Source organism: Rhodococcus sp. SGAir0479, from assembly GCF_005484805.1.
Lineage (GTDB): Bacteria > Actinomycetota > Actinomycetes > Mycobacteriales > Mycobacteriaceae > Prescottella.
On sequence record NZ_CP039432.1, the window covers coordinates 2,833,471 to 2,845,960 of the forward strand.

Sequence of the window (12,490 nt, forward strand, 5' to 3'; positions counted from 1 at the left end):
ATGGCTGATGAGCAGGGGAAATGCGTGTGACAGCGGGTGCGGTCCAGTCGGGGCGCCAAACCCCCTCGGGATCGAGAGGGATCACCTATGTCTATTGGACGTCCGGGCCGCGTGTTTCTCGCGGCGCTGTCGATGGCGGTGCTCGCCGCCGGCGTGGTCGGGGGTGCGTCCACCGCCGGCGCCCGACCGGCGTCACACCTGGTCGGGGTGGACGACGCCGGGCCCCTCGCGGTCACCGCGCAGGTCTACTCGGCGTCGATGGATCGCGTCGTGCCCGTCCGCGTGCAGCGACCCGCGGACTCGGGTGTGCGGCCCACGCTCTACCTCCTCAACGGCGCCGGCGGCGGTGAGACGAACGCGACGTGGCAGCAGAACACCGACGTCGTGGACTTCTTCGCCGACAAGAACGTCAATGTCGTGACCCCGATGGACGGCGCCGCCAGCTACTACACCGACTGGGAGCGTGACGACCCGGCGCTGGGGCGCAGCAAGTGGCAGACCTTCCTCACGCGCGAGCTGCCGCCGATCATCGACGGCCGGTTCGGCGGCAACGGCGTCAACTCCATCGCGGCCATCTCGATGACCGCGACGTCGGTACTCAATCTCGCGATCTCGGCGCCCGGCCTGTACCGGGCCGTGGGCTCCTACAGCGGGTGCGCCGAGACGAGCAGTCCGATGGGTTCGGCGTTCGTCGACCTGGTGGTGCGGTCGGCCAAGGGCGCCGATCCTCAGAACATGTGGGGCCCGCGCGGCGGTCCGGGCTGGGTCGCGAACGATCCGGTGATCAACGCCGAGAAGCTCCGCGGCACGGCGCTGTACATCTCGTCGGGCTCCGGTCTGCCCGGCCCGTACGACAACCTGGCCGCGCCGGGGATCGACGGAGACCTGAAGGACTTCGCGCGGCAGGTGTTCGTCGGCGGGGCGATCGAGGCCGCCACCAACCTGTGCACCCGCAATCTCGCGAATCGCCTGCAGCAGCTGAACATTCCGGCCACGTTCGATTTCGCGCCGACGGGATCGCACTCGTGGCGGTACTGGCAGGACGATCTGCACCAGTCGTGGCCGACGCTCGCCGGCGCGATGGGCGTCTAGGGCCCGGCGATCACCCGCCCGCGCGGGCGATCTCGAGGAAGTCGCGGGCGGCGCCGCGCAGTCCGCGCGACTCGTCCCACACCGCGAGCAGCCGGCGCGGCAGCCGCAGTCCGGCGACCTCGACGGCGGCCAGCCGCCCGTCGTGCAGGTCCGCCTCGACCGCGAGGGACGAGAGCACCGCGGGCGCGTTGCCGGCGACCACGGCGGCCTTCACGGCCGTGCACGACGTCAGCTCGAGCAGCGGCTCGACGCAGCCCGGCACGGCGTGCTCGAGCGTCGTGCGGGTGCCGGACCCGGGCTCGCGCTGGATGAGCGGGGTGGTGGCGAGTTCGGCTGCGGCGATGGGTGCGCGCCGGGTCCACTCGTGGCCGGGCGGGACGATCACGACGAGTTCGTCGCGGGCGACCTCGACCGACCGCAGCCCGTTCGGGACGACGGGCCCCTCGACGAAGCCCAGGTCGGCCTCCCCCGCCCGGACCTGGGCGGCGACGTCGGTGGAGTTGAGCAGTCGCACCGAGGTCACCACGTTCGGGTGTTTGCGCCGCATCGCGACCGTCCACCCCGGGACCAGGTACTCGGCGATGGTCATGCTGGCGGCGACGGTCAGGTTGGCGTCCATCTCACCGCGCAGTGCCGCGACGCCGGACGCCAGCTCCTCCGCCGAATCGAGGATCGCGGACGCCCACTCGAGCACGAGCGCCCCCTCGGCGGTGGGCTGGACCCCGCCGGCACCGCGGTCGAACATGCGGATCCCCAGCTGTCGCTCGGCCGACCGCACGCGGGCGCTGACGGCCTGCTGACTGAGCCCGTGCTCGCGGCCGGCGGCGCCCATGCTCCCGAGCCGGCCCACCGCGACCAGCACGTCGAGTGCAGCGAGTTCGGGGACACGGTTCGAAAGCGGCATACTGCCAAGGCTAGACCCACAAACGCGGTTTGTAGGCCGTCCACACCGAGGCTTCTACCGGGAAGAACGCCGCCGCGCCAGAGTTGTCTACATGCTCACCGCTCCCCGCCTCGCACACCTGACACCCAACTGGTTCGCCGTCGTGATGGGCACCGGCATCGTCGCCGTCGCCACCTCGTCGCTGCCGGTGAACGTGCCGGGTCGGCGCGCGATCGCGCTGGCCTTCTGGGGCCTGGCCGTGGTGTTGCTGGCGGTGCTCGCGACCGCCTTCGTGGGGCACTGGATCCGGCACACCGAGCACGCCCGCGGCTACGCGCGCAGCGCCGCGATGTTCCCGTTCTACGGGGCGTTGCCGATGGCCGTGCTCACGGTGGGCGCCGGCACCGCGGCGGTGGGTTCGACGGTCCTCGCACCCGGCGTCGCCTTCGGAGTCGCGGGAACGCTGTGGGCCGTCGGCACGGGCGGCGGGCTGATGACCGCGAGCGTGATGGGCCGACGACTGCGCGCGGTCACCGAGCGCGGGACGCCGACGCCGGCGTGGCTGATGCCGGTGGTCCCGCCCATGGTGTCGGCCGCGACCGGCGCTGCCCTGGTGAACCATCTGCCGGTCGGGTGGCCGCGCGTCGCGCTACTGGCCGGCTGCTACGCGCTGTTCACGCTCGCGCTCGTGTTCGCGCTGTTCGTCGTCGCCATGGTCGCCCGGGACATCGGCGAGCGCGGGCTGCCGCCACTGCAGGCGCTGCCGACGCTGTGGATTCCGCTCGGCATCGTCGGACAGTCCGTCGCGGCCGCGAACCTGCTGGGCACCGCGGCGCCGTCCGCCGTCGCCGCCGGCGCCGCCCACACCCTGCACGTGTTCGGGCTGGGTTACGGGCTGTGCATGGGCACGATCATGATCGTCGCGCTCGCCGGGGTCGGGGTCGTGACGGTGCGCGCCTTCCGGCGGGGCCTGACCTTCACGATGAGCTGGTGGAGCTTCACGTTCCCGGTCGGGGCATGTGCGGTCGGGATGGGCGCGTTCGGTGTCGCGGGCGATTTCGAGATTCCGCGGCTCTTGTCGGCCGGACTGCTGGGCGCCCTGGTCGTCGCCTGGTGCGTGGTGGCAGGGCACACCGCGCACCGGGTTCGGACCAGGACGCTGCCGGCCCCGGCGTGAGGGTGTCCGTCAGGCGAGCGCGTCGATCGCGGCCTGCAGACGCGTCGTCGCCTCCGCCGCGACGGCCTCGAGCTCCGGCTCGCCGGTCACCTCGACCATGAGCGCCGGGTTCATCGCCTCGACCACGACACCGTCGCCGTCGGACCGCACGACGACGTTGCACGGGAGCAGCAGCCCGATCTGGCGATCCACGCCGACGGCGCGGTGGGCGAGCTGCGGATTGCAGGCCCCCAGGATCAGGTACTGCTCCATCTCGGCGCCGATCTTCGCCTTCAACGTGGCCTGCATGTCGATCTCGGTGAGCACACCGAATCCCTGCTTCCCGAGCGCGGCTCGGGTCTTGGCGACGGCGTCGTCGAATTCGGTGTCCAGGCGGGTCGAGATTCCCAGTTCCATCACTGACTCCTCACGGTTGTCCGTTCGGTTCCCGGTCGCGCCCGGTATCAGGCGAGCGCCAGGAACAACTTTTCCAGCTCGGCCTCGGTGAGCGGCTCGGAAGCCGTGCCGTCGCCCGACAGGCATTCCCGCAGCCCAGTCGCGACGATCTTGAAGCCGGCCCGGTCGAGTGCACGGGACACCGCGGCCAGCTGCGTGACGACGTCCTTGCACTCACGGCCGTTCTCGATCATCGAGATGACTCCGGCCAGCTGTCCCTGCGCACGGCGCAGGCGGTTGAGCACCAGGGCGATGCTCTCTTCGTCTCCGGTCATGAGACCTCCTCGTTCTTCGTCCAGATTACCCGCAGGGGTATCCGGCCGGATCCGGCTGTGACCACTGTCATCAGCCGGATCCGGCCCCGGAATCACCCGTGGGAGAACGTGATCTTCGGCAGCGCGCGGCGCAGCCAGTTCGGCGACCACCAGGCGGCGTTGCCCGTCAGCCGCAGCAGCGCCGGCAGCAACACCAGCCGGATCAGTACGGCGTCGAGCAGCACCGCGATCCCCAGCAGGATGCCCATCTCCTTGGGCGGCAGCGGTTCGGCCAGCGCGAAGCTGAAGAACACACCCACCATGACGGCCGCGGCCGCGAAGATGACCCGCCCGGAGTGCGCCATGCCGGCGATCTGGGCGCCGCGCGCACTGCCCGTCGTCTCGTACTGCTCCTTGACGGTCGAGAGCAGGAACACCGTGTAGTCCATCGCGATCGCGAAGATCATCGCGAAGAAGAACACCGGCCCCCAGCCGTCCAGGAAGCCCTGCGGGGTGAACCCGAGCAGGTCGGACAGGTGACCGTCCTGGAAGATCAGCTTCGACGCACCGAACGCCGCACCGGTCGAGAGCAGGCTCACCACGGTGCCGATCAGGGAGACCAGCGGGGCCTGCAGCGCCACCAGCAGCAGCAGGAAGCCCAGCACCAGGATGACGCCGACGACCAGCGGCAGGTAGTCGTTCAGCGCCTGCTGCAGGTCCAGGTTCTCCGCCGGCGCCCCGCCGACCAGGGCGCTGTCGGGCAGGTCCGCGCGCAGCGTGTCGAGTGTCCCGCCGAGTGCGGGGTCCGACGGATCGACCGTCGGCAGCGCCTGCATCATCACCAGACCCGACCCGTCCGACGCCGGCATGGCGGGGGTCACCGCGGCCACACCGTCGACGGTCGCCGCGGTCTCGGCCGCTGCGGGTGCATCGGCCTCGGGGACCACGATCTGCAGCGCGCCCGGCGCACCGACACCCATCTGCTCCTGCACCAGCTCGTAGCCCTGACGCACGGCCGCGTCCTCCGGGACCACCTGGATGGACGGCATCGCAACCTTCAGTCCGAGCACCGGGACCGCGAGTCCGACGAGGATCACGACCGCGGCGACCGCGAACGGCCACGGGTGCCGGTCGAGCAATGCGCCCCACCTGGTGAACACCGGGGAGCCGTCGGTCTCGGTCTGCTGCTTCTTGGCGTACGGCAGCGAGCCGGCGTTGACCTTGCGTCCGAGTTTGCCCAGTACCGCGGGCAGCAGCGTGAGCGTCGCGGCCAGGACGAACACGACCGCGAGCATGATGCCGACCGCCATCGTGCGGACCGCGGGCGCGGGCACCAGCAGCACCGCCGACAGGCTCACCAGCACGGTCAAGCCGGACAGCAGCACGGCCTTGCCGGCGGTGTCCATCGTCTCGGCGACCGCCAGGCGGGCGTTCGCGTTCTTGCGCAGCGCGTCCCGGAACCGGACGACGAGGAACAGGGCGTAGTCGATACCGAGGGCGAGCGCGAACATCATCGCGAAGTTCATGGCCCACACCGAGATCGGGGTGATCTCGTTGAGCAGGACCAGGCCGCCGGCGGACGCGACCAGACCGGCCAGGGTCAGCAGCAGCGGCAGCCCCGCCGCGACGAGGGAACCGAACGCGAGCACCATGACGGCCAGCGTCACCGGCCACGACATCATCTCGGCCTTGATCATCGCATCGTGGTTGGCCTTGTTGAAGTCGCTCCACAGCGCCGACGCACCGGTCGGGTAGACGTCGATGCCGTCACCCGAGAGCGCCTTCAGTTCGCCGCCCAGGTCGTCCACCGCGCGCACCATGTCGTCGGTGTTCGCGTTCGCGCCGGCGACGAGGATGCCGGTGTGTCCGTCGGGGCTGATCGTCATGCCGGGCTGCGGCGGGATCACCTGGCCGATGCGGGCGTCGGCGGTGAGCACCGACGTCGCCTCGCCGAGCACCTGTTGGACGGCCGGGTCGTCGAGCGGCTTGTCGTCGGAGTGGACGACGACCTGGACCGCCGACGACGCGTTGCCGCCGAAGTGCTCCTGCGCGAGTTCGCGCACCTGCACCGACTCGGAGCCGTTGGCCTGCCAGCCGGCGCCGGCCAGCGAGCTGAACACCGACGGGGCTGCGGCGCCGAGAGCGACGACGAGTACGAGCCACGCGGTGATCACCCACTTGAAGTTGTCGGCCATCACGGCACCGAGCCGGGCGAGCGGTCCGCCGGCGGGTGCAGTGGAGGGCGGCGGGGAATCCTGCCGCTGTCCGGTGGTGGTCATGGGAGCTGCCTTTCGAGATCGTGGGTCTTCGGGTCCGGTATCCCTGCGTCTTGCAGGAGGAAAAATACGGGTGGGGGTATATGGGAGGGAAAAAGAGAACCCGGTCGACGACCGCGGGCCTCGACCGGGTTCGGGTGACCTAGCTGCCGGACTCGACGGCGCGGCCGGACTGCAACCAGGCCATGGTGCCGCCGGCCACGTTGACGGCGTCGACGCCGCGGGCCTCGAGGTACTGCGCGGCCTGGGCACTGCGGCCGCCGGCCGCGCAGATCACGTACACGGTGTCGTCGGCCGGAACCTCGTCGACGCGGGCGACGAACTCGCTGAGCGGGATCGAGACCGCGCCCGGTACGCGGACGTCGGCGAACTCGTCCGCCTCGCGGACGTCGACGAGCGGGGCGCCGGTGGCGAGCACCGCTTCGAGTTCGGTCACGTCGATTTCGCGCATAGGGGTTCCTTCCGGAGATGCTGTGTTGTCGTCGGGCTGTTGCGTCAGGCTCGGGACATGCTGGCGGTGGCGTTCGCACGCTGCCCGGCTTCCCACGTCCTGTACCCGCCGTCGAGGTTGACCGCGGGGCGGCCCAGCTGTCCGAGCAGGCGTGTCGCGGTGTGCCCACGCTGGCCCACCTGGCAGTGCACGATCAGGTCGCCGGCCGGCAGCTCCCCGACCCGGTCCCTGAGCTCGTCGAGCGGAACGTTGACGGCGCCGGGGATGGCGCCGGCCGCGAACTCCTCGGCGGTGCGGACGTCGACCAGCGACGCGCCGCCGTCCACCAGGGTATCGAGTTGGTGCCACTGCACCGTGCGGGTGGAGTCGGTGCGCAGGTTGTCGGCGATGTAACCGAGCATGTTCACCGGGTCCTTGGCCGAGCCGAACTGCGGCGCGTACGCCAGCTCGAGGTCGGCCAGGTCGGAGGCGGTGAGCCCACCGGCCATCGCGGTGGCGATGACGTCGATGCGCTTGTCGACGCCCTCGCCGCCGACGGCCTGGGCGCCCAGGATGGCGTCGGTGTCGGGATCGACGAGCAGCTTGATCGACATCTGCTCGGCGCCCGGGTAGTAGCCGGCGTGCGACTGCGGGTGGGTATGGATGACACGGTGCGCCCGCCCTTCCGCACGCAGCCGCTTCTCGTTCCAGCCGGTGGCCGTGACGATCAGCCCGAAGACGCCGACCACCGCGGTGCCCGTGGACGATCTCGCGTGGACGTCGCGGCCGGCGATGACGTCCGCCACGAGCCGTCCCTGTCGGTTGGCCGGGTTGGCGAGCGGGATCATCGTCGCCCCACCGCCCACCGCGTCACGCTTCTCGACGGCGTCGCCGACCGCGAAGATGTGCGGCACCGAGGTGCGCATGCGCCCGTCGACCACGACACCACCGCGTTCACCCAGGTCGGCCCCGGCCATCTTCGCGAGCGCGTTCTCGGGCCGGACACCGATCGCCATGACGACGACGTCGGCCGGGATCGTGGGCCCGTCGGCGAGGTCCACGGTGTCGACGCCGATCGACGACAGCTGCGTGCCGAGCTCGAGGCGCACGCCGCGTTCGCGCATGCGGTCCGCGACGGGGGCGGCCATTTCCGGGTCGAGCGGGGCCAGCACCTGGTCGGCCAGTTCGACGACGGTGACGTCGAGCCCGCGGGCGCGCAGGTTCTCCGCAAGTTCGACGCCGACGAACCCCGCTCCGACGATGACGGCGCTGGGCGCCCCGGACATCTGCGCCGACTCGATCCGCTCCACCAGCCGGTCGACGTCCTCGACGTCGCGCAGCACCAGCGCCCGCTCGGCGCCGGGCAACGGCGGCACGATGGGGCTTGCGCCGGTGCTCAGCACCAGCTCGTCGTAGCTCTCGACGTACGTGTCACCGGACGACAGGTCGCGGACCGTGACGGTGCGGTCGTCGGGGTCGATCGCGACGACCTCGCTGCGCACGCGGACGTCGAGCCGGAACCGGGATCCCAGACTCTCGGGCGTCTGCAGCAGCAGTTCGTCGCGATCCTCGATGACGCCGCCGGCGTAGTACGGCAGGCCGCAATTCGCGAACGAGACGTGGGCGCCGCGCTCGAAGACGACGATCTGTGCCGACTCGTCCAGCCGGCGTAGGCGGGTGGCGGCGGACATTCCGCCGGCCACACCCCCGACGATGACAACCTTCACGGTCTACCTCCTCGATGTTGACACCGACTATACCCCAGGGGGTATCGGTGGAGGCGGGTCGTGCTGTGAGGCTGCTCTCAGCGGAAGTCCCGCGACGTGCTCGATATCCGCAGGTCCATGCGCTGGAGACGGTCCGCCACGACCGTGACCGCGCCCTCCGCGTTCTGCACCCGCCCGCGGACCAGGAGCGCCGGGGCGCTGGTGGCCAGCTTGCGGTACTTCGCCCACAGCCCCACCGAGCACACGATGTTCACCATGCCGGTCTCGTCCTCCAGATTGAGGAAGGTCACGCCGGCCGCGGTGGCGGGCCGCTGCCGGTGCGTCACCGCCCCGCCGACCAGCACCCGATCCCCGTCCGGCACGTCCAGCAGTCGCGACGCCGGGATCACCCCCAACGCGTCGAGCTGGGGACGCAGGAACTGCGTCGGGTAGTTGTCGGGCGAGACGCCGGTGGCCCACACGTCGGCGGCGGCCAGTTCCAGGTCGCTCATCCCGGGCAGGGTGGGCGCCCGGGTGGACGCGCCGGTACCCGGCAATCTGTCCGGGCGTTCGGCCGCCGCCGCACCGGCGGCCCACAGCGCCTCGCGCCGGGTGAGCCCGAAACAGCCGAGCGCGCCGGCGGTCGCGAGCGACTCGACCTGCGCGGTGGTCAGCTCGATCCGGCCGGTCAGGTCGAGGATGGACGTGAACGGTCCGTCCTCGGCGCGGGCCGAGACGATGCGCTCGGCGAGGGCGTCGCCGATGCCGCGCACCTCCCCCAGCCCCAGCCGCACCTCGGTGCCACGCGCCTCGAGGGTCGCGTGCGCGAGGCTCGCGTTCACGTCGGCCCCGTGCACCTGCACCCCGTGCCGCCGGGCGTCGGCGACGAGGGACTGCGGCGAGTAGAACCCCATCGGCTGCGCTCGGAGCAGTCCGGCGCAGAAGGCCGCCGGGTGGTGCAGCTTGAACCACGACGAGTAGAAGACGAGTGATGCGAAGGACTGCGAATGGCTCTCGGGGAAACCGAAATTCGCGAACGCGTGCAGCTTCTCGTAGATGCGGTCGGCCACCACGCCGGTGATGCCGTGCAACTCCCGCATGCCGTCGTAGAGCCGCCCGCGCAGGCGTTCCATCTTCTCGGGCGACCGTTTGGAGCCCATCGCCCGCCGCAGTTGGTCGGCCTCGGCGGCGCTGAATCCGGCGGCGTCGACGGCCATCTGCATGAGCTGTTCCTGGAACAGCGGCACCCCCAGCGTGCGCGCCAGCGCCTTCTCCAGACAGGGGTGGTCGTAGGTGACGGGTTCGCGCCCGTTGCGGCGGCGAATGTACGGGTGCACCGAACCGCCCTGGATGGGGCCGGGACGGATCAGCGCGACCTCGACGACGAGGTCGTAGAAGTTGCGGGGCTTCAGGCGCGGCAGCGTCGCCATCTGGGCCCGCGACTCCACCTGGAACACGCCCACCGAGTCGGCCCGCTGCAACATCTCGTAGACCGCCCGTTCGGACAGGTCGAGCTGCGCCAGGTCCACCTCGATCCCCTTGTGCTCGGCGACCAGATCGATCATGTAGTGCAGTGCCGAGAGCATGCCGAGCCCCAGCAGGTCGAACTTCACCAGACCCACTGCGGCACAGTCGTCCTTGTCCCACTGCAGGACGCTGCGGTTCTCCATGCGCGCCCACTCGACGGGACACACGTCGGCGATGGGCCGGTCGCAGATCACCATGCCGCCGGAGTGGATTCCGAGGTGCCGGGGAAACCCCTCGATCTGCGCGGCCAGCTCCAGCACCGCGGGCGGGATGTCGGTGCCGGTCTCGGCGCCCACCCCGGTCCAACGACTGACCTGCTTGCTCCATGCGTCCTGCTGCCCCTGCGAGAACCCCAGCGCCCGGGCCATGTCCCGCACCGACGACTTGCCGCGATAGGTGATCACATTGGCGACCTGCGCGGCGTACTCGCGGCCGTACTTGGTGTAGACGTGCTGGATGGCCTCCTCGCGTCGATCGGACTCGATGTCGACGTCGATGTCGGGCGGGCCGTCCCGCTCGGGCGAGAGAAACCGTTCGAACAGCAGCTGGTTGCGGACGGGGTCGACGTTGGTGATGCCGATCGCGTAGCAGACCGCCGAGTTGGCGGCCGATCCTCTTCCCTGACAGAGAATGTCGTTGTCCTTGCAGAACGAGACGATGTCGTGGACGACGAGGAAGTAGCCGGGGAAGGTCAGCCGTTCGATGATCTCGAGCTCGTGCTCGATCTGGGCGTAGGCCGCCGGATTCGACGACGGGGGGCCGTAGCGTCGGCGCGCGCCCCGCATGGTCAGCTCGCGCAGCCAACTCGCCTCGGTGTGTCCGTCCGGCACCTCGAACGGCGGCAGCGCCGGCGCGATGAGCCGCAGGTCGAAGGCACACTCGAGGCCCAACTCGGCAGCCCCCGCGACGGCCTCCGGGTAGCGCGCGAACAGGCGCGTCATCTCCGCCCCGGACCGTAGGTGCGCTCCCCCGGTGGGCGCGAGCCAGCCGGCGGCCTCGTCGAGGCTCTGCCGCGCCCGTACCGCGGCCATCGCCATCGCGAGCCGCCGCCGGGACGGTCCGGCGAAGTGTGCCGCGGTGGAGGCGACGACCGGAAGCTTCAGGCGGGACGCGAGTTCCGCGAGTCGGGCGTTGATCTCGTCGTCCTCGGGCAGCCCGCGGTGCGTGAGCTCGACGGCGACCCGCTCGCCGCCGAACCGGTCGACGAGGTCGCGCAACGCCGCCTCCGCGGCCTCGATCCCGCCCGTCGCGAGCGCGCGGCGCACGTGCCCCTTGCGGCAGCCCGTGAGGATCTGCCAGTGCCCGCCCGCCGCGTCGGTGAGCGCGTCGTAGTCGTATCGGGGCTTGCCCTTCTCCCCGCCCGCAAGGTGGGCGGCCGCGATCTGTCGGGACAGCCGCCGGTAACCCTCCTGCCCCCGGGCGAGTACGAGGAGGTGCGCGCCGTCGGGGTCGGGTGTGCCGGTGCGCGGGGCGCCGCCGAGCGACAATTCGGCCCCGAACACCGTTCGCATGCCCAGTTCCTTCGCCGCCTCGGCGAACCGGACCACGCCGTACATCCCGTCGTGGTCGGTCAGAGCGACGGCGTCGAGCCCCAGACGCACCGCCTCCTCCACCAGTTCCTCGGGCGAGCTGGCGCCGTCGAGGAAGCTGAAGGACGAGTGGGTGTGCAGTTCCGCGTAGGGCACGGTGACGCCGACCGGGCGCGCGGCGCCCTCCGCGAGGTACGCGCCACGCTTGCGGGACCAAGCCGGGCTGTCGCCGCCGTCGCCCGGGAACTGGCCGTCGCGTCCCGGGCGCCCGGACAGCACCCGCTCCATCTCCGCCCACGTCGGCGGACCGTTGCCCCAACCCATCCAGCAGTCACCTTCCCGCAGGACAGACGCCCGCGCGTACAGGAAGACGCGGAGGGGAAGACGCATCTTTCGAACTCGTGTTCGAGTGTGCCACGCGTGTGCGGCAGGGTCAACGCGCGCATCTCCCGGCCGAGCAGTGGCGGCTCTACGACTCCGGAGTGCGAGGGGCAGCCGCTTCGCGTTCGGGCGATGCGGGGTGGGCCGTCCACTTCTCCCACGTGGGGCGGACCAGTTCCGCGAGCGCCCGGTAACCACCGCTGTCCGGGTGGGCTCCGTCCCCGTCCCGCACCTGCTGCATCCAGACCGGGTCGGCGACCAGGGCGTCCACGACCGGGACGTACGCGACTCCGGCAGACCGGCAGACCGCGGCGAACCGGCGGTCGAGCGCGGCCGTGCGGGCGTTCTGGTCCACGTCGTCGATCGGCGGCGGTCCCACGACCAGTGCCCGCCAACCGCTCGCCGCGCACTCCGCGAGGATCGCGGCGAGGTTCTCCACGGACACCTCCGGGTCGACACGCGGCCCGTCACCCTCGACGGTCGTGTCGTTGACGCCGAACGAGAACACCACGCGCCGGTCGACATCCGCGGGCAGGCGCTGCGCGCACTCGTTCCGCCATCGGCCCCGGATGTCGCTCGACGTCTGTCGTCGCACCCCGAGGTTGTACGCCGTCAGCGCCGTCTCCGAGACACCCGCCGCGAGTCGGCCCGTCCAGCCGAGGAACTCGGAATCGCCTACTCCCGCAACGAAGGAGTCACCGACGAAGCACACTCGAACGTCATCCATGCCCACGATCGTCTCAGTGGACGCCGCAGGGGATCGACGGGCGGTGCCCATGGACCGAGATGACGGGCCGGGC

The 12,490-nt window shown here is 71.1% G+C and carries 10 protein-coding genes; 2 read left to right on the forward strand and 8 right to left on the reverse strand.

Going from position 1 to position 12,490, the window contains the following annotated elements:
* The first annotated feature begins 87 nt into the window (after positions 1-87).
* Positions 88-1,092, forward strand: a complete 1,005-nt coding sequence (locus E7742_RS13285; RefSeq protein ID WP_137799373.1) for an alpha/beta hydrolase — start codon at positions 88-90, stop codon at positions 1,090-1,092.
* A 10-nt stretch (positions 1,093-1,102) separates the two neighbouring features.
* Here the strand turns inward: E7742_RS13285 and E7742_RS13290 are convergent, their stop codons facing one another.
* Positions 1,103-1,996 carry a LysR family transcriptional regulator gene (locus tag E7742_RS13290; RefSeq protein WP_137799374.1) on the reverse strand — a complete coding sequence of 298 codons (894 nt, stop codon included), beginning with the start codon at positions 1,994-1,996 and terminating at the stop codon, positions 1,103-1,105.
* Between the two features lie 91 nt (positions 1,997-2,087).
* Between E7742_RS13290 and E7742_RS13295 the strand changes: the two genes are divergently transcribed.
* Positions 2,088-3,152: a TDT family transporter gene (locus E7742_RS13295; protein WP_137799375.1), complete on the forward strand. Its 1,065-nt coding sequence runs from the start codon at positions 2,088-2,090 to the stop codon at positions 3,150-3,152.
* Positions 3,153-3,161: 9 nt separating this feature from the next.
* Here E7742_RS13295 and E7742_RS13300 read toward each other — a convergent pair whose 3' ends face one another.
* The 7 genes from E7742_RS13300 to E7742_RS13330 all read right to left on the reverse strand — a co-directional run bounded on the left by E7742_RS13300 (position 3,162) and on the right by E7742_RS13330 (position 12,417).
* Positions 3,162-3,548, reverse strand: a complete 387-nt coding sequence (locus E7742_RS13300; protein ID WP_175420482.1) for a DUF302 domain-containing protein — start codon at positions 3,546-3,548, stop codon at positions 3,162-3,164.
* A gap of 47 nt (positions 3,549-3,595) precedes the next feature.
* Positions 3,596-3,862: a metal-sensitive transcriptional regulator gene (locus E7742_RS13305; protein ID WP_137799377.1), complete on the reverse strand. Its 267-nt coding sequence runs from the start codon at positions 3,860-3,862 to the stop codon at positions 3,596-3,598.
* Between the two features lie 92 nt (positions 3,863-3,954).
* Positions 3,955-6,120, reverse strand: a complete 2,166-nt coding sequence (locus E7742_RS13310) for an MMPL family transporter (protein WP_137799378.1) — start codon at positions 6,118-6,120, stop codon at positions 3,955-3,957.
* Positions 6,121-6,259: 139 nt separating this feature from the next.
* Positions 6,260-6,568, reverse strand: a complete 309-nt coding sequence (locus E7742_RS13315; protein WP_137799379.1) for a rhodanese-like domain-containing protein — start codon at positions 6,566-6,568, stop codon at positions 6,260-6,262.
* Between the two features lie 44 nt (positions 6,569-6,612).
* Positions 6,613-8,274 carry an FAD-dependent oxidoreductase gene (locus tag E7742_RS13320; protein ID WP_137799380.1) on the reverse strand — a complete coding sequence of 554 codons (1,662 nt, stop codon included), beginning with the start codon at positions 8,272-8,274 and terminating at the stop codon, positions 6,613-6,615.
* A gap of 77 nt (positions 8,275-8,351) precedes the next feature.
* Complete coding sequence (locus E7742_RS13325; protein ID WP_137801202.1) at positions 8,352-11,633, reverse strand: error-prone DNA polymerase; 3,282 nt, start codon at positions 11,631-11,633, stop codon at positions 8,352-8,354.
* Positions 11,634-11,778: 145 nt separating this feature from the next.
* Positions 11,779-12,417 (reverse strand): DUF459 domain-containing protein, encoded by a 639-nt coding sequence (locus tag E7742_RS13330; RefSeq protein WP_254698999.1) that lies wholly within the window; start codon positions 12,415-12,417, stop codon positions 11,779-11,781.
* Positions 12,418-12,490: the final 73 nt, after the last annotated feature.